Here is a 26,495-nt window from a genome sequence, read left to right as displayed (position 1 = left end):
CTTACGCAGCCGCGCCTTCACCATCCGGCGTCTCCGCCTCTCCGTCACCGGAGGACTTGCCACCGGTGCGAAGGTTCAGGAGGATCAGGAGGGGTGCTGCGAGGAAGATGGACGAATAGGTCCCGATCACGATGCCGAAGATCATGGCAAGCGTGAAGGACTGGATCACCTCACCACCGAACATGTAGAGCGAGATCAGCGCAAGAAGCGTGGTGACAGACGTCAGTGTGGTACGCGACAGTGTTTCGTTGATCGACAAATCGAGCAACTCCGGCAGTTCCAACTTTTTGTAACGCCGCAAGTTCTCGCGGATACGATCATAGACAACCACCGTATCATTCAGCGAATAACCGATGATCGTCAGGACCGCCGCGATGGAAGACAGCGAGAAGTCGAGCTGCAACACCACGAACAGGCCGATGGTAATGATCACGTCGTTGGCTGTGGTCAGGATCGCCCCCACCGCAAACTGCCACTCGAACCGGAACCAGATGTAGAACAGGATTGCGATCAGGGACGCGGCAACAGCGATGATACCAGCTGTCGCAAGTTCACCGGAAACGCGCGGCCCAACCACCTCGATCCGGCGGAAATCGATGTTGTCTTCGGCAAAGAGCGCACGAACCTGTCCAACAACAGCCTGTTGGGCCAGTTCACCGCCAGCCTGTTCCTCGACGCGGATAAGAACCTCATCCTCGCCACCGAATTGCTGAACCTGAACATCACCAAGTTGCAGCGAGCCAAGATCACTTCGGATCTTGCCCACATCAGCCGGACCATCGGTCTTGATCTCGATGATCGTTCCGCCCTTGAAGTCGATCCCGTAGTTCAGGCCAACGGAAACGAACAGGAAGATGGAAGCGACGCCGAGGAGAATAGCCAGCGGAAAGCTGACCTTTCGGAGCCACATGAAGCGAAAGTGCGTATCGTCCGGCACCAAACGGAGCAAAGCCATATTCTGTCTCCCGGACTTAAATTGGCAATTTCGTCGGCCGAGCAGAGCGAACCCAAAGGGCCACCAGGAAACGGCTGAACGTAAAGGCGGAGAAAACGGTGGTGAAGATACCGATTGCCAGCGTCACGGCAAAACCGCGGACCGGTCCAGACCCGAGCTGGAACAGGATAAGGGCAGCAATCAGGGTCGTCACGTTGGCATCCACAATGGTCCCGAAGGCCCGTTTGAAGCCTGCATCGATGGCCGAGATCGCGGATCGCCCGGCCCTCGCCTCCTCGCGGATGCGCTCAAAGATAAGCACGTTGGCATCAACGGCCATACCGATGGTCAACACAATACCCGCGATACCCGGCAGTGTCAGAGTCGCCTGCAGGAATGTGAGTGCACCGAAGATCAGCACGATGTTCACCACAAGCGCCAAGTCAGCGATCACACCAAACCGGCCATAGGCGAGCAGCACGAAGATGATCACCGCAGCGCCGGCAATCACGGATGCATATTCACCCGCCTCGATGGAATCCTGACCAAGACCCGGACCAATCGAGCGCTCTTCGATAACAGTCAACTGCGCGGGCAATGCACCAGCACGCAAAAGGATGGCGAGGTCATTTGCGCCTTCAACGGTGAAGTTGCCAGAAATTTGACCAGACCCGCCGGTGATTGGCTCACGAATAACCGGCGCGGAAATCACTTCCCCATCCAAAACAATAGCGAAAGGCCTACCAACGTTCTTTTGCGTTACCGACGAGAACTTTCTCGCGCCCGCTGTGTTAAAGCGAAAATTCACAACAGGTTCGTTCGTGCGTTGGTCAAAACTGACTTGTGCATCTACCAGATCTTCACCTGTTAAGAGCGGAACTTCCTCAATTAGATAGGGGATTGGTGGATCGTCAACTGACATGGCCACTACGGTTCCAACAGGTGGGCGACTTTGCATCGCTTGCTCACCCGACATGGACGTATCGACCATATGGAAACCAAGGACAGCTGTTCCTCTAATAAGGTCCTTCAACCTTTCAGGATCAGCTTCGCCCGGGGCTTCTACAAGGATACGGTCAGAACCTTGACGCTGAATGTTGGGCTCGGTCGTTCCCAAGCCATCAATACGGTCCCGAATGACCTCGATTGACTGTTGGACAAGGGATTGGAGACGGTTGTCGAGACCTTCTTCGGTATAGGTGAAGCGGATAAGCCCGTCTTCGGAAACCGCAACCGCAAATTCGTCTACCGGCTGGCCGCCAAAGAGGTTGGAAACTAGAGGATTGCGGAGCTCTTTAAGTCGCTCTTCAGCCTCTTTGAGCTTTGTCAGATCGCGGATACGCACATGTGCCGAATCCGAATTCGCTCCCAATCCGGTATAGCCAATCCGCGGCTCTTCCCGCAGCGAGTTGCGGATGTCACCAACCACAGCCTTGAAACGCTTTTCGACGTAGTCCTTCTTGTCCACCTCAAAGAGCAGATAAGCACCGCCCTGCAGGTCAAGACCGAGAACCATCTGGTTCTTGGGCAGGAAATCCGGCCAGCTTTCCAGCGTCTTTTGGGAAAGGAAATTGGGAAGCGTCGCGAGAATACCGGCGGCGATCACCGCCACAATCAGGGCGATCTTCCATCGGGAGAAATAAAGCATGACAAGAGCCTGTGCTGGGAAACGGGTCGATCAGGATGCGATCGACCCGGCTGAATTCGGTTCGGAACGGGTGCTTTCCAGCGACCCTTATGCGTTTTCCTTCGCCGGCTCCGACTTGGAGCGCACTTCCTGAACCATCTGGCGCACCACGCGAACCTTCACGCCTTCGGCGAGTTCGATCTGCAGCTCGCCATCGTCGACAACCTTGGCCACCTTGCCGATCAGGCCGCCGGAAGTAACAACAGTGTCGCCACGGCGCAGGTTTGTCACCATGTCCTGATGCTGCTTCATGCGCTGGCGCTGCGGGCGAATGATCAGGAAATACATGATTGCGAAGATCGCAACAAACGGCAGCATGGAAATGAGGAAATCCGGTCCGGCGGCGCCGCCGGCGGCCTGCGCGTAAGCTGGGGTGACAAACATGTAACTCTCCTTAAGGGGCTCGGTCGGACGGTTGTTATTCGAGTTGGTCTCTGTCCGAACAGCTCATCATTTCAGTGGCGCGGACTATAACCGTGGTGCGCCGGTTTTCAAGATATCTCGCGAACATGCGCCGTACCGGATTGGGAATAACCGTCGTTTTCGCCATCCCGTCCCCGTGATATGCCTCGGCACACAGAGCGTTCGCCCTCAAATGGGGCAAATTGACGGGGGTTACAAGACAAGAATGGCGGAAAAAGACGCAATTTCCGAGTTGAATCACAAGCTCGATTCCCTGTTGGAGCTTGTGGCAAGAGCCGTCCCTGCCGCACCTCGTGCTCCGGACTTCAAAACTGCCGAAGCGTTCCTGTGGAGCCCGCGCCCAGGAGAGCTGGTCCCGGTCCACAAGGTCAACCGGGTCGACATCGACCTTCTGTGTGCGGTCTCGCGTTTGCGTGACATTCTGCTCGACAACACCCGCCGGTTTGCAAACGGACTGTCTGCCAACAATGCCCTGCTTTGGGGCGCGCGCGGGATGGGCAAGAGCTCTCTGGTCAAGGCTGCGCATGCTGCCATCAACCGCGAGAACAAAAATCAGAACCTGAAGCTGATCGAGATCCACCGGGAGGACATCGAGAGCCTGCCCGCGCTCATGGCGCTGATCAAGGATGCGCCCTACCGGTTCATCATCTTCTGCGATGATCTCTCGTTCGACAATGATGATACCTCGTACAAATCCCTTAAGGCCGTTCTTGAAGGCGGCATCGAGGGGCGACCGGATAATGTCATCTTCTACGCGACGTCCAACCGCCGGCATCTCCTGCCCCGCGACATGATCGAGAACGAACGCTCCACCGCAATCAATCCGGCAGAAGCCGTTGAAGAAAAGGTATCGCTGTCAGACCGTTTCGGGCTGTGGCTCGGCTTTCATAAATGCAGTCAGGATGACTATCTGGAGATGGTCAACGGCTATGTCCGCCACTATGGACTGGACATGGAAGCAGACAAACTGCGGGCCGATGCGCTGGAATGGGCAACAACACGCGGCAGCCGCTCAGGCCGTGTCGCTTTCCAGTATATTCAGGATCTGGCTGGTCGCCTCGGCAAAGCCATCTGACCAACCGCCAAAAAGCACAGGGCAGTTCGAGTGGTATGAAAACCACCGGAACTGCCCTGAACACTCGGACGAGCGATGAAGATCAACTGCGCGGCAGATACTTCATCGGGTCGACCGGCTTGTTGCCACGGCGAAGCTCGAAGTGAACCTGCGGCTGGGAAACCGAGCCGGTCGCACCGGCCAGAGCCACAACATCCCCACGGGTCACGGCATCGCCGCGCTTCACCTTCAGTACGCTGTTGTGAGCATAGGCAGAGACCCAACCGTCATCATGACGGACTAGCACCAGATTGCCGTAGCCCTTCAGCTCATTGCCGGAATAGATCACCGTGCCGTCGCCCGCTGCCTTTACCGGTGTTCCTTCCGGAACCGCCAGATTGACACCTTCGTTGCGACCACCACCCGGCTTTGCACCGAACTCGGAGATGATCCGCCCGCGAACCGGCCAACGGAAGCTCGGACCTGCCGGTTCGACTGCCTGATTGTCTGCAGACGCGATCTGCTGCTCTTGCGGACGTGCAATCGGCTGCGTCGGCTTGGGGTCGGAATGCGCAGTTGTAGTATGGCTCGCAGGAGCACGCGCCGGAACGCCTGGTGCCTTGGCCGCAGTCGAAACCTTTCGCACAGGCTGGCGGCGTGGGACCGGAACTGAAGCGGTCAAAGGAACAACGGCAGGCCGTGACATGCCGGAAATCGAAGCGGTGGTCAGATCCTCTTCTGCAGCCTGAGAGGTTACAGCAGCAATCGTTGAGGGCCGTCCCCCACCATAAGCATAGGGCTTGGCGCGCGGAGCAGCGCCAACAAAGGCGGTCTGTGTTCCGGCAGGTGCAGTTGCAATCGGAACCTGTGCTGCAGGCACATAGCCAGTCGCGATCTGCTCGAAAGTCGGCTGAGCACCGGCACCCGGCTTGCGATCCGGCACGGGCGCCCTGCCAAAGATCCGATCCAGGAAGGAACCCGTCGAACCCGTCGAAGCGGTTGTTATCGGTTGCTGAACCTGTTGCGAGCTCTGCACGGCTGGAAGCCGAACAGGTGCATTGGCTGCCAGTGTTGCATCCGTCGTGCCGTTATTCGAGGAATAGACGTAGGTCGGAATGATCAACGTCTGTCCCGAACGCACTTGCGAGGGGTCCGAAATTCCGTTCACGGCGGCAACAGCTTCCACCGGCACGCCAAAACGGCGCGACATGGAGTGGAGCGTATCACCGGAGCGAACAGGAACGCGCGTTCCACCTGCAGACGTCCATCCCTTCCACGTAACCGGATTGGAGACGGTTGGCGTGGTCGTCGGAATGGAGCCCGTGTAGAGCGGCGCGTTATTGGAAACCGGAGCCGGCGCAGTGAAGGTCGGCGCGGGCGCGGTAAAGACCGGAGCACTGGCTACAGGCGCAGGACGATAATAGTTGCTGCCGGTTCCAAGCGGCGAACGGGTCGGCACCGGAACATTGGCGGCATAGGGCGTTGTCTGCGGCATGTGTGCAAGCGGCTGCGTCTGAAGCGGCGCAATCGGCCCCGACTGATAGATCGGCTGCTGCACGACAGGACGGACGGCCTGCGGACTATAAACCGGCGGCGGCTGCCGTGTCGGGATGGATGCGGTCGTCAGGGGAGCCGACGATGCAGGCGGCAGTCCAGCGGTCGTTCCGCCGGAGCCATAGATGATATCTTCATAGGTCGGCTGTTTGGCCGAGCCGGTCAGAATTGCACGCTGGTTAGCTGTCCCGCCTGTATAGATGGGACCGCCGCCAAGGCGCTCTACTGCGTCACTGCATCCAGCTGCCAGACCGGCAACCAGGGAAACCAGAGCAACCCGACACATGAGGTTACTGCGGAGGGTACGCTTCCGCTTCGTCATAGCTCTACTCAGACCGACTTAGAATACGTTATTATGGTTAAGAGTAGAGACCACTAAGGTTTATAAAGGCTGAATATCGGGTGCCAAATTCGAATTTTAACTAAAACCCTACAGCTGCGAGGCTTTTCCGCCAATCAGGGAGACCGCCCTCACCTCGCCGATCGTGATCTTGGCAAATTTTCCACTGAATCGTGACAGTTTCACCAGTTCCTGAGTCTCTCCTGCCGCTCCGACAGGAGCAACAAGTATTGCGTCGGGCGCAAGTTGCCCCAGCAGTTCTTCTGAGACCTCTTCAACAGCACCATTGAGAACTATTCGGTCAAATGGAGCCTTCTGTTTGAGCCCCAACAAACCATCATTATGGTGAACGAAGACGTTGCCCAGTTTAAGCGCTGCGATCCTTTGCTCGGCAAGTCCGACAAGGGTTTGATAGCGGTCCACAGTGTCCACTCGTCCCGCAAGGTGGCCGAGAATGGCAGATTGATATCCGGAGCCTGTACCAATCTCCAGAATGCGGTGACGCGGCTGGATCTCCAGCGCCTGAACCACCTTTGCAACATGAGAGGGAGCGGACACCACCTGCCCGCACTCTATCGGCAGGCTGGAATCCTCGTAGGCCAGTCCATGAAACCGCGCCGAGAGAAAAAGGCGTCGCGGCACCCGTTCGATTGCAGACAGGATATCCCGAGCGCCAATGCCACGGCGGCGCAATCCGAGCATGAAGGCCGCGCGCGCCTCAGCCTCATCCTGAAGAGGTTTGGCGGTTGGGGTCTCCTGATCGGCCAAAGCCATGACAGCCTCTCTGCTACGGTTTGAGAATCAAGCCAGCTCCAGCGCGAGCCCGGAAACCATATCATGTGCTGTCAGATCGATGCGCAAGGGCGTCACGGAAATATAGCCGTCGCGAACGGCTTGCAGGTCCGAATTGCCAAGCACCGAATCTCCACGATCGCGGAAACCGAGCCAGTAGTAGGGGAAGCCCCGGCCATCCTTACGCTCATCGATGATCAGACCGCTTTGCTCATGGTGTCCCTGGACGGTCACTTTGGTGCCTTTGACGCCATCAGGTCCCGTCGCGGGGAAGTTGACATTCAAAAGAGTGTAACGCGGCGTCTTGAAATTGATGAGCTTCCTGAACAGAGCCGGTGCATGGCGCTCGGCCGTTTCATAATTCGGCTCTGCCTTTGTGTCCCAGTCGTAAGCCTGCGACACTGCGATGGAACGAATGCCGAGAATGGCCCCTTCCATCGCTCCTGCCACCGTGCCCGAATAGGTCACGTCTTCGGCAAGGTTCTGGCCGCGATTGATGCCGGACAGGATAAGGTCCGGCAAACCGGGGAGCACCTTGCGCACACCCATGATGACGCAATCCGTCGGCGTGCCCTTTAGTGCGAACTGACGCTCGGAGACCTGACGTAACCGCAAGGGGTCGCTAAGGGTCAGAGAGTGCGCGACACCGCTCTGGTCCGTCTCGGGTGCCACCGTCCACACATCATCGGACAGAGTGTGAGCGATCCGCTCGAGGGCTGTCAGGCCCGGCGAATGAATGCCGTCATCATTGGTGATCAGAATGCGCATGTCAGCCGATTGTCTCCAGTCCGTTCATGTAGGGGCGCAGAACTTCCGGAACCGTGATCGTGCCGTCGCCGTTCTGATAGTTTTCCAGAACCGCGATAAGCGCACGACCAACAGCAATGCCGGATCCGTTCAGCGTATGGACATGCACGGTCTGTTTTTCGCCTGCGGGACGGAACCGGGCGTTCATGCGCCGCGCCTGAAAATCTCCGCAAACCGAGCAGGAAGAGATTTCGCGGAACGTATCCTGCCCCGGCAACCAGACTTCGATGTCATAGGTTTTGCGGGCACCGAAACCCATGTCGCCTGTGCAAAGCGTCATGACACGGTAGTGAAGCCCCAGCTTCTTGAGGACGTTCTCCGCACAGTCCAGCATGCGCTCCAGTTCCTCAAGCGACTTCTCGGGTGTCGTGACCGACACAAGCTCGCATTTCTGGAACTGGTGCTGACGCAGCATGCCACGTGTGTCGCGACCCGCAGACCCCGCTTCCGAGCGGAAGCAATAAGTCAGCGCAGTCACCCGCAGCGGCAGCGCCTCGTCACTGAGGATTTGATCGGCAACCTGATTGGTCAAAGGCACTTCCGCGGTCGGGATCAGATAATGATCACCGGCCTTGAAGAGATCTTCCTCGAATTTCGGTAGCTGCCCGGTGCCATAAAGCGGCTTGCCATGCACCAACAGCGGCGGAGACACTTCGGTGTAGCCATGCTCCTGCGTGTGGAGGTCGATCATGAACTGGCCGAGCGCACGTTCCAGGCGCGCAATCTGGCCCTTCAGGATCACAAAGCGCGACCCGGACAAGTCTGCAGCCGTGCTGAAATCCATGCCGCCATTTTCTTCGCCGAGTTCAAAATGTTCCCTCGGCGGATGATTGAAGGTGAAGGTCGGCTTTTCGCCATGGGTGCGATAGACCACGTTGTCGTGCTCATCCTTGCCCACCGGCACATCATCATGCGGCAAGTTCGGAATGACAGCCATTGCCGCTTCAACGGCGGCAACGAGCTTGCGCTCCTCTTCCTCACCAGCCTGAATGAAGGCCTTGATCTCGGCAACTTCGTCAATCAGCGCCTGCGCCTTGGCATCGTCCTTGGCAGCTTTTGCCTTGCCGATTTCCTTTGAAGCGGAGTTCCGGCGCTCCTGGGCTTCCTGAAGCTTGGTGATATGGGTGCGGCGGGCATCATCCAGCGCGATCAGCTTTGCGGCGGAAGGCTCAAAGCCCCGCTTTGCCAAGCTTGCGTCAAAGGCTTCGCTGTTTTCCCTGATCCATTTGATGTCGAACATTTTGCTTCCCGGAACGGCGCGTTGTTTGGCAGCTCGCCCATCCGGAAACGCTCATGTTCGGCAGATCAGGCGGCCTCTCCGGCCTCGCGCTCTGCTTCCCTCTCGGCCCGTTTCCGCTCGACGAGTCTGACTGAAAGAATGGAGACTTCGTAGAGAAGGAGCGTTGGCAGTGCAAGACCGATCTGTGAAATTGGGTCTGGCGGCGTAAGGATTGCTGCAGCAGTGAACGCCGCAACAATTGCATATTTGCGCTTCTGCTTCAGCCCCTCACTGGTAGCCAGACCGGCCCGGCCCAGCAAGGTCAACACGACGGGGAGCTGGAAAACCAGTCCAAAGGCAAAGATCAGGACCATGATCAGGCCGAGATACTCGCTCACCTTCGCCAGGTGTTCGATCGCGACCTTCCCTTCGCCACCAACCTGTTCCATCGACAGGAAGAAGCTCATCGCCATGGGCATGACGAGGAAATAGACGAGGCAGGCACCAATCAGGAACAGGATCGGCGTTGCAACGAGAAACGGCAGAAACGCGCCGCGCTCTTCCTTGTAAAGCCCCGGAGCCACGAACATGTAGACCTGCGAGGCGATGACCGGAAAGGCAAGAAACAAAGCACCAAACAGCGCCAGCTTCAGCTGGGTGAAGAACCATTCCTGCGGCGCGGTGAAGATCATCTTCACGGCATCCGGGTTCGGTGCCGCCTTCAAATACGGAACGGTCAGGATATTGTAGATGTCGCTGGCAAAGTAGAAGCAGACGACGAACATCACGAGAACCGCGCCAATCGACCAAATCAGCCGTTGGCGCAGCTCGATCAGATGCTCGATCAGGGGCGCCTTTGAGGCGTCGATGTCTTCCTGTGTCATGCCTTGTTTTCTTCTGAAACCGACTCGTTGGGAGCGGTTGTCGCAGCCGGTGACGGCGCTGTAGCAGCTGTTGCTGTTGCTGTTGGTGCTGCAGCAGTTGCAGCAGGCGCTTCAACCTTGGCAGAAGCCGGTTTTGAAGCAGCTGCAGACTTGCCCTTGAAATCTTCCTCGATGGATTTCTTCAAATCACCGAGAGGATTGAAGTTTCCAACCGCCTCAACCTGCTTTTTCATGTCCGCAATATCAGCCTGCTGCTCCGCCTCGCGAAGCGCATCATTGAATGTGGACTGAAATTCACGGGACAGTTTCCGCATCTTGCCCATGGTCTGCCCGAGCGTGCGCAGCATCTTTGGCAGGTCCTTGGGACCCACCACGATGATCGCAACACAGGCAATCACGAGGAGCTCTGTCCAACCGATATCGAACATGGTCGATCCGCCGTCTTAGTTATGCAGAACCGGGCGCGCAAAGGCGCCCCGGATCAGCCGGCCTTCGACTGGTCTTCGGCTTTCTGGGCCGACACGGTTTCAGACGGTTGATGATCGATGGTCTTGGCAGGAGCATCGTCGTCTTCGGCCATGCCCTTCTTGAAGCTCTTGATGCCCTTGGCAACGTCGCCCATCAGCTCCGAAATCTTGCCGCGTCCAAACAGCAGCACAACGACCACGGCAATGATCAGGATCTGCCAAACACTAATGCCCATACGCCAAACTCCCAATTTCGTAGGCTCTTGCGGCCTGTAAGCCCTTGTACAAAAAACCAAGTGTTGTCGCAACACACGGCCGATGCAACGATGGGCGTAAGACAGCCTGTCTAAGTGTTATAGGTGTTATTTGCCAGCAGGAAATACAAGGACATCCTTCGGATCAGTTGTCACACAGACATCCTGACCTACCTGCCAGCCGCTTCCGGCCCTCAATCTCGCCTGCACGGGCTCATCGAGCCCGTCCACAATCACGGACACCAGATCAACTTCGCCGACAAAGCGTTTTGCCGACACGCGGCCCAGCACATTTCCCGCGCCCGGCACGTCCAGAAGAATGCCCTGGGGCCTGACGCACACATCCACAGCCTGACCAAACGCAAGGTCTCCCGCCGGCAAAATGCCAAGCGGTGTTTCGATTCCAACGGATGTCACCACCCCTTGGAACTGGTTCATTTCCGAAAAGAAATGCGCCACGAAAGGGCTGTTCGGGTGATTGTAAAGATCGTCCGCCGTGCCGTGCTGAACCAGCTTGCCCTTTCTCATCAGAGCAATCTTGTCACCCAGTCGCATGGCCTCTTCCGGGTCATGCGTCACGATGATGCAGGTTGCGCGGGTTTCGCGGAGGATCGACAGCGTCTCCTCGCGAACCGTGTCGCGCAGGCGGCGATCAAGACCGGAGAATGGCTCGTCCATCAGCAGGATACCGGGCCTTGGAGCCATGGCTCGGGCAAGCGCTACGCGCTGCTGTTCACCACCGGACAAAGCATGTGGATAATCATCCGCATACCCGTCGAGCCCCACTCGGCGCAACGCAGCATGTGCAACCTGTTCGGCGGCAGCCTTCGGCATGTTGGTCAGGCCGAACATGACATTCGCCTTGATCGTCATGTGCGGGAACAGCGCATAATCCTGAAACATCAGGCCAACGCCGCGCTTTTCCGGCGGTACGAATCCGCCCGGTCCGGCAACTTCCTTGCCGTTGATCACCACACGTCCGGAATTCTGACGCTCAACCCCTGCCGCAATGCGCATCAAGGTCGTCTTGCCGCACCCCGAATGGCCCAGCAGACAGAGCGCTTCCCCCGGCGCAACATCGAGTGAGAGATCGATCACGGACGGGTTGCCATCATAATCATGGCTCACGTGATCAAAGGTCAGACCAGCGGCAAAGGATGCTCCCGCGGTTCCGCGGGCACCCCATTTCGGCCCCGCACCCTCAATCGTGGTGCTGGTTTGGGGGCGCTGGTCAAAATGTCTAGGCATCTGGGTCAGGTGTCTCGATCCTCGGCATCATCAAACAGGGAGCCGTCATCCAGCGGGTCCTCGTCGTCAGACAAGTCTTCCGTGTCATCGGGCGTTGGTACCATGAAAGAGGCTGGGATGGCGCTGTCAAGCAGCCCTGCCCCTCTCAACTCTTCAACCCCCGGTAAGTCCTTGATGCTTTCAAGGCTGAAGTGAATGAGAAAATCTTCGGTCGTTCCGTAGGTTACCGGTCTACCTGGGGTTCTACGACGACCGCGCATCCGAATCCAGCCCGTTTCAAGCAGCACATCAAGGGTCCCTTTGGATGTGGATACCCCGCGAATTTCTTCAATCTCGGCGCGCGTCACAGGTTGGTGATAGGCAATAATCGCAAGCGTTTCCAAAGCGGCGCGGGACAATTTCCTTTGTTCTTCAAGGCTTTCCCTCATCAAAAATGACAAGTCTTCCGCCGTTCTGAAACACCATTTGCCTGCCACCGGAACCAGATTGACGCCGCGTGTCGAATAGGTTCGCCGCAACTCTGAAATCACCGCATCAACATCGGTCCCACGCGGCAGACGCGCCTCCAGCTCATCGCGAGACAAGGGATCGGCAGATGCAAACAGCAACGCTTCAGCCATGCGGACGCCTTCACGATCCGGCTTTGTGACGACTGCAAGCTGACCGTCCGTTCCAAGTTCCAGAAGCTGGTCTTCAGGTTCCACGGTTCGTCTCCGTCTGGCAGGCGCGAATATAAACCGGCGCGAAGGGGCTGCTTTGTCGCAGCTCAATCTGCCCTTCTCTCACCATTTCAAGGCTCGCGGAAAAGGTACTGGCAACGACGGTCGCCCAGTTCTCGTCGTCATACATGTAGTCCTGAAGATAACTCGTTATCGGGGCCCACTCCCCGATCCTGCCGATCATCCGCACCAGCAATTCGCGAGCTTCCTGCAGCGACCAGACAGTGCGCCTCAACACCCGAACCGAGGTTACCGATTGTCTTTGTCGTTGAGTGGCATAAGCCGTCAGTAACTCATAGATCGTCGCCGACCAGATGCTCTTTTGTTCAACGCTCATCGTTTCCGGTGCGCCACGGGCAAAGATGTCCCGTCCCAAGCGGTTTCTGGCCATCAGCCGGTCGGCGCATCCGCGCATTGCCTCCAGTCGTTTCAGCCGGAATGCGAGTGCAGCCGCCAGTTCTTCACCGGTCGGCTCCTCATCATCCTTTTGCTCCGGCAGCAGCAGGCGGGACTTCAGATAGGCAAGCCAGGCCGCCATGACCAGATAGTCTGCGGCAAGCTCCAGCCGCATCTTGCGTGCTTCGGTGACAAACTGAAGATACTGCTCCACCAGCGCCAGAATAGAAATCCGCGCCAGATCCACCTTCTGGTTCCGTGCAAGCGTCAGCAGCAGATCAAGGGGACCTTCGAACCCGTCGACATCAACAACCAGCAACGGATCTGTCGTCGCCCGTTCGCTCCCGGGCTCCTTTCCGTCCAGCAAGTCGTGGAAGTCATCGTTGCTCATCATCAACCCTCATCAGGCCGCCTGTTGACAGACGCAATACTCAAGCAGCCTCACCCGTCACGCAACCAGGGGAGCGATCAGGTCATCAAATCGTGCGCGAGCCGCCCCTGCATCAAACTCCGCAATTGGAGCAGAGATCCGTCGCAGGGCTGTTTCGCAGCGCTCAAGGCTCCTGCCACCCAAGGTCGGGGAAGCTGCGGCAACAGCCTTCATTTCTGCTATTTCACCGTTGCAGTGGAGCACAATGTCACAACCTGCAGCAAAGGTTTTCCGGGCTCTATCCAACATATCCCCACCCAGCGCCTTCATGGAAATGTCGTCAGACATCAGGCATCCGTCAAAACCGATCGCCCCGCGGATGATCTCGGCGATGACCTTCTGGCTCTGGGTCGCGGGTGTATTCGGATCGATGGTTTCATAGAGAAGATGCGCCGTCATGGCGAGTGGCAGGTCGGCCAACACCTTGAACGGGCTGAAATCGACCATTTCCAGATCATCAAGCGCGGCGGGAATTCGCGGCAGATCAAGATGGCTGTCGATCAGGGAGCGACCATGCCCCGGAAGATGCTTGATGACAGGCAGGACACCTCCGGCCAGCAATCCCTCTGAAACCTTGCGGCCAAGATCACCCACAATGGCAGGATCGGCGGAAAGAGATCGGTCGCCAATGGCATCCACCGTTTCAGGGAAGGAAACATCGAGGCACGGAAGGCAATCAACATTTATCCCGAGGTCACGCAGTTCATGGGCAATCAACCGCGCACCGAGAAACGCAGCCTCCCTCGCCCGTTTCGGCTCGGTCAGGAACAAGTCTCCAAACAGCTTTTGCGGCGGAAAGGACGGCCAATGCGGCGGACGCAGCCGCATGACCCGTCCCCCTTCCTGATCGATCAGCACCGGTGCATCATCACGTCCGACAGCGTCCCGAAACGATCTGGTCAGGTCCCTCACCTGTTGCGGGTTATCAATGTTGCGGCGAAACAGGATCAGGCCCCAAGGGTCCTCGGACTTGAAGAACATCACTTCCTCGTTCGTGAGCGCCTGCCCTGAACACCCGCTGATAAATGCCTTTGCCATGGAAAATCGTGATCCCGGTTCGCGTGGTTGTGCCAAAACGACGTTCGGCCCTTGCTAAGCTCATAAAGGCTTTGCAATGAAAGGAACAGGTTTCAAGACGTCAGGAGAATTTTATGCGTTTCCATCCGGACATTCCCGCAGGAACCCTGCACCGGCTCACGATCGAATCCGAAATGCTGGCTGACAACCGACTTGGGGACGCGGCAACGCGGGAGATCATTGTTTACATTCCCGCCGGACATTCGGGCGAAGACCTGCCCCTGCTTGTCGATCTGGTCGGATATACATCCGGCGGTCCGGCCCACGTCAACTGGAAGAACTTTGGTGAAAACGTGCCCGAGCGGGTCGACAGGCTCATTCACGAAGGCGCCATGCCGCCTGTCGCCGTTGCCTTCCCCGATTGCTTCACCCGTCTCGGTGGGAACCAATATATCGACAGTCTCTCCATGGGCCCCTGGGCAACGTGGCTGACGACAGAAATGCTGGAGGCCGTGGAAAGCACATTTGGCTGCGGTGGCCCCGGCAAGCGCGGCGTGTTCGGAAAATCCTCCGGTGGTTATGGCTCCATCGTCCATGCCATGCTTCATGCAGACGTTTGGTCCGCTGCGGCATGCCATTCCGGCGACATGGCGTTCGAGCTTTGCTACCTTCCCGAAATGCCGAGCGCGCTGCGTGCGATAGCCCGTAAAGGCTCGGTGGAAGCATTTGTCACCGACTTCGAAAAGGGACCGAAATATCCGGGCGGTGCCTTTCACGACCTGATGACCTTTGCCATGGCCGCAACCTATGACCCGGATCCGGACCCGTCCGTCTTCTGCGGCATTCGCCTGCCGGTCGATTCGGAAACCTGTGAGCTCGATCAGGATCGCTGGGACGCATGGCTGAAATGGGATCCGGTCCATATGGCCGACCACCATACCGACGCGCTCAAATCGCTGAAGGGCCTATGGATAGATTGCGGCACGGTAGACCAGTACAATCTTGTCTATGGAGCCCGTCGCCTCACCAGGAAACTGGAAGCCGCCGGCGTCGACCATGTCTATGAGGAGTTCGATGACAACCACTCCTCAATCGATTACCGGATGGACAGAAGTCTGCCGTTTCTCGCCAAGGCGCTGAGCTGAGCAGACTTGGCGACACCTGAAACTGAAAAGGCCGCCCCAACGGAGCGGCCTTTTCTATTTCAAACGACTGATGATCAGTTCTGGCGTACGAAGCAATCTCCACCGGCTGACTTCAGGCTTTCGCAAAGCGAGATTGCCTGAGCGCGGGAGTTCGCCGGAATGCGGGCCCGATAGAACGTGCCGCGATCACCGAGGTCGGCTCGAACGATAACCGCGTTCACACTGCCCAGAACACCCGGATAGCGCCGCTGCAGGCCCTGATAGGCATCACGGGCCGCTCCTTCGGTACGCTGCGACGTCACCTGAACCACATAGGTTCCAGCTGCAATCGAGCCTCCGGTGGAAACTGGTTGTGTAACGACCGGAGCAGGGCCCGGATTGGACAGATCAAGCGGACCTGACGGGCGCGACGGCGCAGGATTTGTCTGCGTCTGGACCGGAGTGACAACGACCGGAGCGGTCGCAACCTGAACAGGTGCAGCCGGCTTGCGGCGCGGTGTTACCGATACGGCCTGGCTTTGGTCGACAACCTCAGCTGCCACGCCTTCCGGCGTCACAGGCACCGTTGTGACCGTGGTCGTGTCGACAGGTGTTGTCGTCACGATCGCTGGCTGCCCGCCATTTGCAGGCGCAACAGCCGCCGGGTCGACAGCTGTAGTCTGTACCGGGTTCGTCGGAGCCGCAGGCGTTGGAGCCGGCTGGGTTCCAGGATTGATGGTCACAGGAACTGTGCTGATTACACGAGGAGCCGATCCATTGGCATCTGCGCCGGGAACAATCGTGCCGTCTGGTCGAACAATAACCGTGCGGACACGTTTCGGCGCGCCCGGAACAAGCGGATCAGCTCCGGTCGCATTTTCAGGTGCGGGCGGAAGTTCAGCCGGTTTCGGTGTGTCGGGCAGGATCAAACGTTCGTTGGACGTGTCCTCGTTGCCGCCAACCCGATCATATATAAGCTTGGAGCCATCAGGATCCGCATCCACGGTCGTTGCGTCCGGCATGATCTTGAGGGGACCTTGAATGCCCGCGATAATGGGCGGCGCGCCGCTCGGCGCTTCAATCCCGTCGGAATCCATGAACATGAAGGCACCACCGCCCAGAACGGCAACACCCAGCACTGCCGCCGCTGCCATGATCCCCTTGCGGGACTTCGGCTTTTCGGCAGGTGCTGCCGCGCGTTGCTGGCGAGGATGTGGCGGCAGGACACCGGACCCATCAAGGCTGGGGTCGCTTTCCTGCATCGCCTTTGCAACGGCATCAAGGTCATAGCCTTCCGGCGGCGGAGGCGTTTCGTCATCCTCAATCTGCGGAACAGCGGACGCAGCTGCGGGCCACGCCATATCGTCTATGTCGTCATTGACCGGTGAAGCGGGCGCCCTCGAGGCACGGAAATCGTCAAATCGGGGCTCTTGATGATAGGAACGCGCCATTTCTTCCTGACTTGAAGCGACCTGTGGCTTTACCACCGGCTCGGCAGGCACTTCCCGTTTGGGCGGGTCCAGCTCTGCAAAAAGGGAATCAAATTCTTCTTCCTGCGAGGATGCAGGTTCTTCGTCGGCAATATCCGTAAGCGAAAACTCGGCCGGTGTCGGCACTTTTCGTTGCGGTGGCACTGGCGCAATATGCGCCGCAGCCGAACGAGGTTCATCCACCTCCCGTGTAACTTCCGTTGCAGGGGATGGAGACGGACGGCTTGCCATGCGCGCAAGGATATCCAGCGGATCAGCCTTCACTTCCGGCGGTGTCGGCTCAGCTTCCACTTGGGCCTGCACCGGTGCTTTGGGTTCTGCCAGGAAAGACCTTGAAGTTTCGTAGCTCGCCTTGGGCATTTCCAGTGGCGGAACAACAGGAGCAGGACCCTGCGGCTGTCGCATGACTTCCGGTTCCGGTACCGGTTCGAATTCAGGCTCAAAACCGGAGTGGTCGTCGGCATCCGCTTCGATCGGGTCAGCGTCCGGCATTGCCACAGCAGTCTGGCCTTGCGGCCCGAAAGACTGGCGGAACGCGCCGATCAGCTCGTCCTCCATCGCAGCGGCAAAATCGGCACCGAATTCCTGAGTCTGGGAATAACCGGCACTCGGCGCTTCTTCGGTCACCCGTGGCTTGGAGGCCGCAAATGCATTGGCCATGAAACCGGGAATAGCAGCTTCTTCACGAGCAGGCTGAGAAGGAGCCTCTACCTGCACAGGCGCTTCCGGTTCGAACTCCTCGGCAGACAGGAAATCGCTGTTAGCCATATCCCCCAGAAGGTCTTCGGGAGAAAGGTGGATCTGCGGAGCGGTACGGCTTTTCGGCTGCTGCACAGGCTGTTCAGCTGGTTGCTCGTCGGTCAGGCCGATGCCCAGATCGTTGGCAAACTCGCGCTGCAAGCTCGCAACAAACGGATCGGTTGGAATAAAAGATCTGTCTGCAGGCTGCGCACTATATCCGTGATCAACTTCGGCAATGATGTCGTCAGCACCGTTGTCGACCTGTTCTTCGTAGTATTCCTCGGAAACGACATCGTCGACGGGCTGTTGCTGTTGCTCCGCCGGTGTCCGCACAGGTTCACGGAAGGCTGTGAAATCCGGTTCTATCCGACCCTGAGCATCCGGTTGATCGCCGATCCTGCGCGCTTCACGCGCAAAGCCCGGAATAACCTCATCAAGGTCAGCAAAGTAATCGGTGTTGCCAACGCGATTGCTTGTCACCGAGCCCCCCGTCTGATTGTTCTGATGAACGATCCGCGCCAGCTCAAGGAGCGGATCATCCAGCGCAACGCGTGTTTCGTCTTCGCCGCCGTCTTGGGCAGGCTGAGAGCCCTGTGAAGGTGTTCCGAAATCTTTTACCATCGATAGACTGTGATCCGGCCAAACAACTTCTTGCCCTCCTTCAGCACAAAGCTAGACGACAAGTCCCGATAACGCAATTTTCAGCGCATTTCCTGCGGTGCATCGACTCCGAGAATTGACAAACCAGACTCGATAACCAGCGACACTGCCCGGACCATCGCGAGCCGTGCCAAAGTTAATTTGGTATTATCAGCGTTAATAAAACGTAATTGCGGCAAATCCTTGCCTTTATTCCATTGCGCATGCAAGGAACTGGCGAGATCGTACAGGTAAAAGGCGATTCTATGTGGTTCATGTGTTTCGGCTGACGCCTCCACAATCTTCGGCCACAGCGCCAATTTGGCCAAAAGTTCCAATTCACCCGAATCAGTAAGGTCAGAAAAATCGACGCCAGCAAGGTCAGATTCGGTCACCTGGAGACCCGGAATATCTTCCTTTGACTGCCGCAGAACCGAACAGCACCGGGCATGTCCATACTGGACATAAAACACCGGGTTGTCTTTCGACTGTTCGGTAACCTTCTGGAAGTCGAAATCCAGCGGGGCATCATTTTTCCGGTAAAGCATCATGAAGCGGACCGGACCGCGCCCGACCTCTTCAACAACATCGCGAAGGGTCACGAAATCACCTGACCGCTTGGACATCTTGAACGGCTCACCGCCCTTGAAGAGTTTCACCAACTGGCAGAAACGCACAACAACGTCAGCCTTGCCATCGGACACAGCCTTGCCCACGGCCTGAAGGCGCTTGGCATACCCGCTGTGGTCAGCACCAAGAACATAGATCATGTCCTCAAAGCCGCGCTGGAACTTGTCACGGAAATAGGCAACGTCAGCGGCAAAATAGGTGTAGGTGCCATCGGACTTCTTGAGCGCTCGATCAGTGTCGTCGCCATAGTCGCTGGCACGGAACAGGGTCTGCTCGCGGTCTTCCCAATCCTCCGGAACCTCACCCTTGGGTGGTGGCAAGGTGCCCTGATAGACGAGATCCCGCTCGCGCAGGCTGTCGAGCATTTCATCGATCTTAGAGCCGTTGACCCCATCGCGGCTATGGAGCGTGCGCTCGGAGAAGAACACGTCGTGATGAACATTGAGACAGGCCAGATCCTCCCGGATCATGTCCATCATCATGGAAACGGCCAGATCCTTGACGATTGGCAGCCATTCCTCTTCCGGCTTCTGCTTCAAGCCATCCTTGTACTCGGCAGCGAGTTTCTCGCCGACCGGCTTCAGGTAGTCACCCGGATAGAACCCTGCAGGGATCTCGCCAATGTCCTCGCCAAGCGCTTCGCGGTATCGCAGGAACGCAGAGCGCGCCAGGGTTTCAATCTGGGAACCGGCATCATTGATGTAATATTCGCGCGTGACGTCAAAGCCGGCATAGTCCAGAAGATTTGCCAGAACATCGCCAACAACGGCACCCCGCGTGTGGCCGACATGCATCGGGCCGGTCGGGTTCGCGGACACATACTCCACGTTCGTCTTCTTGCCACCGCCTAGTGTCGAGCGGCCAAAGTCGACGCCCTTCTCCAGGATCGACTTCAGAACGCTCTGCCACATGGAATGGGCGAGCCGAAAGTTGATGAAGCCGGGTCCGGCCACATCCACTTCCTGAATGTCCGGATCAGCCCTGAGCAGTTCGGCAAGTTTCTCGGCAAGATCGCGCGGCTTCATGCCGACTTGTTTCGACAGCACCATGGCCGCGTTGGTGGCGAGATCCCCATGAGCCGGGTCTCGCGGCGATTCGACCGTAACGCGGGACAGGTCGGGCGCACCGCCGTCCTGTGTTTTGAGGTCCAACCTGCCAAGCGCCTGCTGCACGCGCCCGGAAAACTCAGTGAAGATGTTCATGACCGCCGACCGGTATCTCGATTTGCACAAAAGGCCCGCTCACCGCAGTTTATCACCTTGGTGTTGCAGGCATGACGAATTGATCGCGAGGGCCTACCCCAATTCAGGCGTATGGTCAAACAGACGTCGATGCTCATCGATCGCATAACGATCCGTCATCCCGGCAATGTAGTCGCATACCCTGCGGGCACGCGCTGCTTCGCTCATGGTATCCACGCCCCTGTTCCATGGCGACGGCATGACATCGGGCCCCCCGTGGAACTTTGCAAAAAGATCGCGCACGACACCTGCCACCAGCTTGCGGACAGCCAGAACATCCGGGTGGCGGTAAACACGGGCAAAGAGAAACGCCTTCACTTCCCGTTCTGCAGCAGCCATTTCTTGCGAGAATGTCACCATGCACTCCCCGGCCTTGCGGATATCGTCTGCCGATGACGGCTTGTGCTTTTCAAGCTGCCTGAAGCCCTGATTGATGACGTCTTCCACCATGCGGGTGATCGAGCGGCGGACAATCTCGTGAATGCGGCGCTGTTCTTCAAGTCCGGGATACTTGCCGTCGACTTCCTCAAGGATCGCACGCAGGAATGGCACGTCCCGGAGGTCATCCACCTTGATGAGCCCGGCTCTGAGGCCATCATCCAGATCATGCGCATCATAGGCAATGTCATCGGCAATGGCGGCGGCCTGCGCCTCGCCGCCCGGCCACGTGTCAAACAACAAATCCTGTTGCTTTGCATATTCGCGAATGGCAAAGGGCAATTGGGAACCGGCGAACTTGCCTAGCGGCTTGCCATCCGGTGATACGAGCGGTCCATTGTGCTTGACCAGCCCCTCAAGGGTTTCCCAGGACAGGTTCAACCCATTGAACTCTGCGTAGCGCTGTTCCAGATGGGTTACGACCCGCAAGGACTGGGCATTGTGATCGAACCCGTCATAAGGCGCCATGCATTCATGCATGACATCCTCACCCTCATGCCCGAAGGGCGTATGGCCAAGGTCGTGGGCCAGCGCAAGGCATTCGGCGAGGTCTTCGTCCAGCTTGAGCGCACGAGCAAGCGCACGCGCAATCTGGGACACTTCAATCGTATGCGTAAGACGCGTCCGGAAGTGGTCGCCTTCATGATAGACGAACACCTGCGTCTTGTGCTTCAGGCGACGAAACGCGGAAGAGTGGATGATCCGGTCGCGATCCCGCTGATAGGGCGTGCGGGTCGGGCTTTCGGGTTCCGGCACAAGCCGCCCCCTGCTCTCTCCGGGATGCTCGGCATAGTCCGCCAAAGGTTGCGCGCCATACCCGATACCTGGTCTCATGTCTTCCCACCGGTAGTCTGATCATGGCGCAAGGTCGCTGCCGATGATCAATTATTGAATTATCCCTTGCTGATACGCCGGTTGTCGGGGCGTATCATTGACGCCTGAGGCCTTGCATCATACCTATGCATTGAAGTCAGCTTTTTCGCGGCGCCCTGACTACAGGGCAGAAGCAGAGAGAATCAAGGCAAGGCGATGACCGAAACGCTTGAACATCCCGTAACAGTCAGCGACCGCGCTGCCAAGCGGATCGCTAAAATTCTGTCAGCAGAACCCGAGGGCAGCATGCTGCGTGTCAGTGTGGAAGGCGGCGGCTGTTCGGGACTGCAGTATAAATATGACCTCGTGCAGTCTCGCGAAGACGATGATCTGGCAATCGTCAAGAACGGCATCACCGTTCTCGTTGACAGCATTTCGCTGCAATACATGGCAGGCTCGGAGATCGACTTTGTTGACGATCTGATCGGCCAGTCATTCCAGATCAACAATCCGAATGCGGTTGCAGGCTGCGGCTGCGGAACAAGCTTCACGATCTGATAGCCTCAATTTACGGGCATCAGCCTGCTGCTGCCCGGTTCCCGTTTCCGACCCGCGAGACCGCACCGATGAAAATTGCCACCTGGAACATCAACGGGGTGAAAGCCCGCCTTGAAACGGTCCTCGCGTGGCTGCAAGAAGCGGACCCGGATGTCGCCTGCCTGCAGGAAATCAAGTCGATCGACGAAAACTTCCCAAGGGAAGAGATCGAGGCGCTCGGTTACAATGTCGAAACCCACGGCCAGAAAAGTTTCAACGGTGTTGCACTGATTTCAAAACGGCCGTTGGAGGACATCCAACGCGGCCTGCCGGGTGATGACAGCGACGAACAGGCCCGCTACATCGAAGCCACCATTTCGACTGAAACAGGCGCTGTACGCGTCGGCTGCCTCTACCTGCCAAACGGCAACCCGCTCGGAACAGAGAAGTTTCCCTACAAGCTTGGATGGATGGACCGCTTGATCGCCCACGCGAAGTGTCGCCTTGCGCAAGAAACCCCGTTCCTGATGTTGGGTGACTACAATGTCATTCCAGATCCCAAGGACGCCAGGAACCCCGAAAACTGGACCAATGACGCTCTGTTCCAGCCGGAGAGCCGCCAGAAATTCCGCACCCTCCTCAATCTCGGCTTCACCGAAGCTGTCAGATCCTGCACGGATGCTGCGGAGACATATACTTTCTGGGACTATCAGGCCGGTGCATGGCAAAAGAACAACGGCATCAGGATTGATCATATCCTGATGTCACCGCTCGCCACGGACCGATTCTCCGGCTGCGGGATCGACAAGCACGTGCGCGGTTGGGAGAAGCCCTCCGACCATGTTCCGGTTTGGGTGCGTCTGGCGGCCTGATTAGGCTGTGTGGACGAATTGGAGATGCAGGTATTAAACGGCCTAAGCATTTTCAGAAAAGTCCAGTTTATCTTAACTTTTTCATGAAACGCTCCCATTTATCTTGAAAAACTCGGGGTCCGAGAGATGAATTTACATGGGCAAGCGGTACCAACCACACTTCAGTCTCTGTTTGAACTGAAACCGGTAGATGGATACCGGCTCATTACACGCTCTGATATGGATGGGCTTGTCTGCGCCGTTCTCTTGAAAGAGCTGAACCTTGTCGGCGAAATCACCTTTGCGCACCCCAAGGACATGCAGGACGGTATCATCGAGGTTGGCCTCGGAGACATCACGACAAACCTGCCATATGTGCCGGGTGTCGGCTTCGCGTTTGACCATCACGACAGCGAAACCAAGCGCATCGGCAAATTCTACGACAACCACATCATCGATTCCACGGCCCCGTCGGCAGCCCGGGTGGTCTATGACTATTTCGGCGGCAAAGCACGCTTCCCTAAAGTCACCGATGACATGATGCACGCGGTCGACAAGGCCGACGCAGCCCAGTTTACCCGTGAAGATGTCCTCAACCCGCAGGGCTGGGAACTCTTGTCCTTCCTGATGGATGCCCGCACAGGCCTTGGCCGGTTCCGCGATTTCCGCATATCAAACTACCAGCTGATGATGCAGCTGATCGATTTCTGCCGTGAAGAACCCAATATCGACAACCTTCTCGAACTTCCGGATGTGAAGGAACGTGTCGACCTCTTCATGTCCCACAAGGAGCTGTTCGAAGATCAGATCAGGCGTTGCACGACAGTGCACGGTCCATTGGCTGTGCTCGACTTGCGAGACGAAGATCCGATCTATTCCGGCAATCGCTTCATGATCTATGCGCTGTATCCGGAAACCAACATTTCCTGCCACGCGCTCTGGGGCAAGGCGAAGCAGAACACTGTATTTGCCTTCGGAAAATCCATTTTCGACCGCTCGAACCCGACGCACATCGGAGAGTTGATGCTGAAATATGGCGGCGGCGGGCATACTGCGGCAGGCACTTGCCAGATCGACACTCCGAAGGCCGAAGAGACACTCGCCGAGTTGATCGAGAAGGTGAAGGCGGACTCCGCCTGATCCCAGATCAGGCCAATATCTCGCCAATCAAGGCTGCCTACACCAGCAAGCCCCTGCGTCATCGATATTGCAGGCGTGTGGAACGCATGATACGATTCTGTTCAATGGGATAATCGTGCGCCGCTCCACGCCCGGCACATCGGCACAAGCCGGGCCCTTCGAGACACTGACGAAAAGTCAGCGTGCAAAAAACCTCGGCCTTCTACTCAGCTTCGGCACTTCGCTTCTGTTGGGATTGGCATTGCCTGCCGATGCAGCCCCCTGCACATGCCGATACAAGGGAAATGATTACAGCGTCGGGGATGTCATCTGCCTGAAAGGCCCGGACGGCCCGCAGATGGCGCAATGCGGTTATGTTCTGAACAACACGTCCTGGAACATGACAAAGGCACCCTGCCCGACGGCAGAGGCTAATCCAAACATGTCCTATCCAAAACCGACAAGACCGTTTCAATCACAAAAACTCAAAAGCTAACAAACTCGTATGTGCTATCTCTTTGTGGGCGTTCAACACGCTCAAGACGTGCGTCAGCCTGGAAAGATTGCTCACTAAAAATAGCCACTCCCCAAATAATTCATCTGGACAACGCAGGCTTAGAATCTTAGCTTTTGGCAAAAAATAGTGACAATATGAAGCATAGAATTTTTTTCAAAGACGCTCAGGTTATTCCATGAAAGATAGAAGACTAGATATCGGATACAACTACAGCAAAGTCGAAAAAATACTCTGGGGATCATATTATATTTTGTTTATTCCATTTTATTTTTTCGCAGTTTTATTCTTTGTCCCACTTGGCGGGTCAGTATTTTCGGAATATTTCGGCCTTTACCCGCCTGCGACAGCGGAAACCTTGCTCGTTGATCTTGTTGTATTCCTAGGCGCGCCTATCGGTCTTCTAATTTGGCTACACATCCGAATAACCAACACAAGAATAATCGAAAATCGGAAGATATTTTTGGAAACTCATGACATCTCAAAACTCAGAATGCCCGGAAACGATGGAAATTGGGTTTTAGAGGTCAGAGCCAGCTCACCTGAAGGCGATCTAGATGAAATGAGATTGGTTTGGGAAAACGACAAACCAGCCTTAACTGACAATTGGAAGAAATACGATATTACCAAACTGCGAGAGTTTGACCTAGAGAAGTTCAACGAGCGCCCTTAGCTGTTCAGCATGGACTGATGACATTTTTTAAAAGGTCCGCCTACTTTACACGGTTGTTTGGGACGGCCCGCAGATGGCGCAATGCGGTTATGTTCTCAACAACACGTCCTGGAACATGACAAAGGCTCCCTGCCCGACGGCTTCGAACACCCTGCAGAATCAGACCAAAATCCCGAAGGTTCAGGCTCTGCCCACAAAGGCATCCTGATCAGAAAGTGCCTGATCCGACAGTGATTGTCTGAAGACTATTCCGTCGTGACAACCTGTTTGGCTGCAACAAGTTCAGGATGGTTCCGCTCGATCCAGGTGTCAGCCATGCGACGAGACAGATCACGCACCGGTTCACTTGCAAGACCGAAGTAGCGCTCGTGCAGATCCAGTATCCAATTAACACTGGTATTCGCAGCCTGATCGCGAGCGACCGTGATCCACATCAGACCACGTGCGCGCTTCGCATCGGAGTTACCCAGATTGTACAGCGTTTCACCGAGACGGGCCTGCGCGCCAACATGCCCCTTCAGGGCAGCCAGATTATACCAACGCACAGCCAGTTTATCGCTGCTGCCCTGATAGAGCTGACCCAACTGGAACTGGGCATCCGCATCGCCGAAATACGATGCAGCATGGGTGAAGATCTGCTTGGCCCGTGCCGGATTTTGCGGAACGACACCCTTGATGCCATTCAGGTAATAGCTGCCGAGAGCAACAAATGCGCTGGCCACAAACGGAGCATCGGGTGCATCCGGCCGGTCATCCCCATGCTCGCGAACGATTTGCGAGAAATACTGGAATGCCTTGCGATCGTCTTCCTTGACCCCATCGCCGTGCGCATACATTTCGCCCAGCTTCCAGGCAGCCATGGGCTCCCCGTTCTCGGCGGCGTACTGCAGCGATTGCAGGGCACCTTCCTTGTCACCGGAATAGTATTTCCGCGCACCACTGCGCAGCGCTTCCATCGGACTGAGAGGCTGCGCCGCCAAAGGAGCTTCCTTTGTGGTCGTATTCACATCCAGCGCGGAGGCATGCTGAGGGGTTGCCAGAACGAGAAAGGCAGCAAACGCACCGGAGAAGGAAGCCGCAGACCAGCGGCTACGACGCATCATGGCGCGCAAGTTGGAAAACTGGCGAACCGCGGACGGCTTTTCGCCTGCCCCGACTTTCCATGTTTTCAAACCATCAATTGACTGCCGCACTTGGGGCATGATCGCTAACTCTCTCCATAGCCCGGGAGGACCGGTCCATGTCTTTATTTTCAACCTTTGAAACTTACCTCCTCATTTCGTCCATTCATGGGCGAACAGCCATGAATTTGGGCGAAAAGACGGTCGTCTCAAGGTCTTTTGGTATCGTCACATCGCAAGTTCCTGCAGGACTGTGAACCGGTCGCTTGTTACTCTTGCCTCGACTGGCTCGCCTGCTGATCCTCACGGACGCATGACATTTATCGTAGCCATATGGGT

At 57.0% G+C, this 26,495-nt stretch carries 24 protein-coding genes; 6 read left to right on the top strand and 18 right to left on the bottom strand.

The genetic code is table 11. The features are described from left to right. Position 1: 1 nt before the first annotated feature. The 3 genes from secF to yajC all read right to left on the bottom strand — a co-directional run bounded on the left by secF (position 2) and on the right by yajC (position 3,005). Positions 2-955 (bottom strand): protein translocase subunit SecF, encoded by a 954-nt coding sequence (secF, locus tag F0155_RS23930; protein WP_150524567.1) that lies wholly within the window; start codon positions 953-955, stop codon positions 2-4. 16 nt (positions 956-971) lie between these two features. Further along, a complete protein-coding gene (secD, locus tag F0155_RS23925; protein WP_150524566.1) occupies positions 972-2,582 on the bottom strand; it encodes a protein translocase subunit SecD in 1,611 nt (536 codons plus the stop codon). Positions 2,583-2,669: 87 nt separating this feature from the next. Further along, complete coding sequence (gene yajC / locus F0155_RS11005) at positions 2,670-3,005, bottom strand: preprotein translocase subunit YajC (RefSeq protein ID WP_150524565.1); 336 nt, start codon at positions 3,003-3,005, stop codon at positions 2,670-2,672. A 244-nt stretch (positions 3,006-3,249) separates the two neighbouring features. Between yajC and F0155_RS11000 the strand changes: the two genes are divergently transcribed. Beyond that, the gene (locus F0155_RS11000; protein WP_150524564.1) at positions 3,250-4,119 is read left to right on the top strand and encodes an ATP-binding protein; all 870 of its coding nucleotides are present in this window, start codon (positions 3,250-3,252) and stop codon (positions 4,117-4,119) included. A gap of 82 nt (positions 4,120-4,201) precedes the next feature. Here the strand turns inward: F0155_RS11000 and F0155_RS23920 are convergent, their stop codons facing one another. The 11 genes from F0155_RS23920 to nagZ all read right to left on the bottom strand — a co-directional run bounded on the left by F0155_RS23920 (position 4,202) and on the right by nagZ (position 14,246). After that, entirely contained in the window at positions 4,202-5,938 is a 1,737-nt protein-coding gene (locus tag F0155_RS23920) for a peptidoglycan DD-metalloendopeptidase family protein (protein ID WP_161599794.1), read from the bottom strand. 144 nt (positions 5,939-6,082) lie between these two features. Next, on the bottom strand, positions 6,083-6,766 hold the full coding sequence (locus F0155_RS10990; protein ID WP_150524562.1) for a protein-L-isoaspartate(D-aspartate) O-methyltransferase: 684 nt from the start codon (positions 6,764-6,766) through the stop codon (positions 6,083-6,085). Positions 6,767-6,793: 27 nt separating this feature from the next. Then, positions 6,794-7,552, bottom strand: a complete 759-nt coding sequence (surE, locus tag F0155_RS10985) for a 5'/3'-nucleotidase SurE (protein ID WP_150524561.1) — start codon at positions 7,550-7,552, stop codon at positions 6,794-6,796. Position 7,553: 1 nt separating this feature from the next. Further along, positions 7,554-8,831 (bottom strand): serine--tRNA ligase, encoded by a 1,278-nt coding sequence (serS, locus tag F0155_RS10980; RefSeq protein ID WP_150524560.1) that lies wholly within the window; start codon positions 8,829-8,831, stop codon positions 7,554-7,556. 65 nt (positions 8,832-8,896) lie between these two features. Beyond that, entirely contained in the window at positions 8,897-9,694 is a 798-nt protein-coding gene (gene tatC / locus F0155_RS10975) for a twin-arginine translocase subunit TatC (protein WP_150524559.1), read from the bottom strand. Next, the gene (tatB, locus tag F0155_RS10970; RefSeq protein WP_150524558.1) at positions 9,691-10,122 is read right to left on the bottom strand and encodes a Sec-independent protein translocase protein TatB; all 432 of its coding nucleotides are present in this window, start codon (positions 10,120-10,122) and stop codon (positions 9,691-9,693) included. The genes tatC and tatB overlap by 4 nt, the downstream gene beginning before the upstream one ends. A 53-nt stretch (positions 10,123-10,175) precedes the next feature. Then, positions 10,176-10,397, bottom strand: a complete 222-nt coding sequence (locus F0155_RS10965; protein WP_150524557.1) for a twin-arginine translocase TatA/TatE family subunit — start codon at positions 10,395-10,397, stop codon at positions 10,176-10,178. 126 nt (positions 10,398-10,523) lie between these two features. Next, entirely contained in the window at positions 10,524-11,663 is a 1,140-nt protein-coding gene (locus tag F0155_RS10960) for an ABC transporter ATP-binding protein (RefSeq protein ID WP_150524556.1), read from the bottom strand. A gap of 5 nt (positions 11,664-11,668) precedes the next feature. Continuing rightward, positions 11,669-12,367: an SMC-Scp complex subunit ScpB gene (gene scpB / locus F0155_RS10955; RefSeq protein WP_425299919.1), complete on the bottom strand. Its 699-nt coding sequence runs from the start codon at positions 12,365-12,367 to the stop codon at positions 11,669-11,671. Continuing rightward, on the bottom strand, positions 12,357-13,169 hold the full coding sequence (locus F0155_RS10950) for a segregation and condensation protein A (protein ID WP_150524555.1): 813 nt from the start codon (positions 13,167-13,169) through the stop codon (positions 12,357-12,359). The genes scpB and F0155_RS10950 overlap by 11 nt, the downstream gene beginning before the upstream one ends. A gap of 57 nt (positions 13,170-13,226) precedes the next feature. Continuing rightward, entirely contained in the window at positions 13,227-14,246 is a 1,020-nt protein-coding gene (nagZ, locus tag F0155_RS10945) for a beta-N-acetylhexosaminidase (protein WP_150524554.1), read from the bottom strand. 113 nt (positions 14,247-14,359) lie between these two features. On the opposite strand from nagZ, the gene F0155_RS10940 reads away from it, so the two are divergent. Continuing rightward, the gene (locus F0155_RS10940) at positions 14,360-15,370 is read left to right on the top strand and encodes an alpha/beta hydrolase (RefSeq protein WP_150524553.1); all 1,011 of its coding nucleotides are present in this window, start codon (positions 14,360-14,362) and stop codon (positions 15,368-15,370) included. A gap of 74 nt (positions 15,371-15,444) precedes the next feature. On the opposite strand, the gene F0155_RS10935 is transcribed toward F0155_RS10940, so the two are convergent. The 3 genes from F0155_RS10935 to F0155_RS10925 all read right to left on the bottom strand — a co-directional run bounded on the left by F0155_RS10935 (position 15,445) and on the right by F0155_RS10925 (position 21,362). Further along, positions 15,445-18,201 carry an SPOR domain-containing protein gene (locus F0155_RS10935; protein ID WP_150524552.1) on the bottom strand — a complete coding sequence of 919 codons (2,757 nt, stop codon included), beginning with the start codon at positions 18,199-18,201 and terminating at the stop codon, positions 15,445-15,447. Positions 18,202-18,281: 80 nt separating this feature from the next. Beyond that, positions 18,282-20,051: an arginine--tRNA ligase gene (argS, locus tag F0155_RS10930; protein WP_150524551.1), complete on the bottom strand. Its 1,770-nt coding sequence runs from the start codon at positions 20,049-20,051 to the stop codon at positions 18,282-18,284. A gap of 93 nt (positions 20,052-20,144) precedes the next feature. Further along, positions 20,145-21,362 carry a deoxyguanosinetriphosphate triphosphohydrolase gene (locus F0155_RS10925; protein ID WP_150524550.1) on the bottom strand — a complete coding sequence of 406 codons (1,218 nt, stop codon included), beginning with the start codon at positions 21,360-21,362 and terminating at the stop codon, positions 20,145-20,147. A gap of 195 nt (positions 21,363-21,557) precedes the next feature. Between F0155_RS10925 and erpA the strand changes: the two genes are divergently transcribed. The 4 genes from erpA to F0155_RS10905 all read left to right on the top strand — a co-directional run bounded on the left by erpA (position 21,558) and on the right by F0155_RS10905 (position 25,035). Beyond that, positions 21,558-21,899, top strand: coding sequence for an iron-sulfur cluster insertion protein ErpA (erpA, locus tag F0155_RS10920; RefSeq protein ID WP_150524549.1), 342 nt, complete (start codon positions 21,558-21,560; stop codon positions 21,897-21,899). Positions 21,900-21,967: 68 nt separating this feature from the next. Next, complete coding sequence (xth, locus tag F0155_RS10915) at positions 21,968-22,750, top strand: exodeoxyribonuclease III (protein ID WP_150524548.1); 783 nt, start codon at positions 21,968-21,970, stop codon at positions 22,748-22,750. Positions 22,751-22,876: 126 nt separating this feature from the next. Further along, positions 22,877-23,869, top strand: coding sequence for an exopolyphosphatase (locus tag F0155_RS23915; RefSeq protein WP_244303506.1), 993 nt, complete (start codon positions 22,877-22,879; stop codon positions 23,867-23,869). Between the two features lie 671 nt (positions 23,870-24,540). Further along, on the top strand, positions 24,541-25,035 hold the full coding sequence (locus F0155_RS10905; protein ID WP_150524547.1) for a hypothetical protein: 495 nt from the start codon (positions 24,541-24,543) through the stop codon (positions 25,033-25,035). A gap of 245 nt (positions 25,036-25,280) precedes the next feature. Here F0155_RS10905 and F0155_RS10900 read toward each other — a convergent pair whose 3' ends face one another. Then, positions 25,281-26,237, bottom strand: coding sequence for a tetratricopeptide repeat protein (locus F0155_RS10900; RefSeq protein ID WP_208999229.1), 957 nt, complete (start codon positions 26,235-26,237; stop codon positions 25,281-25,283). Positions 26,238-26,495 lie beyond the last annotated feature (258 nt).

The sequence above is a fragment of the Roseibium sediminis genome (assembly GCF_008711325.1).
Lineage (GTDB): Bacteria > Pseudomonadota > Alphaproteobacteria > Rhizobiales > Stappiaceae > Roseibium > Roseibium sediminis.
The sequence above is the reverse complement of the archived record's forward strand: the minus strand, read 5'-3'. Positions and strand labels throughout refer to the sequence as shown.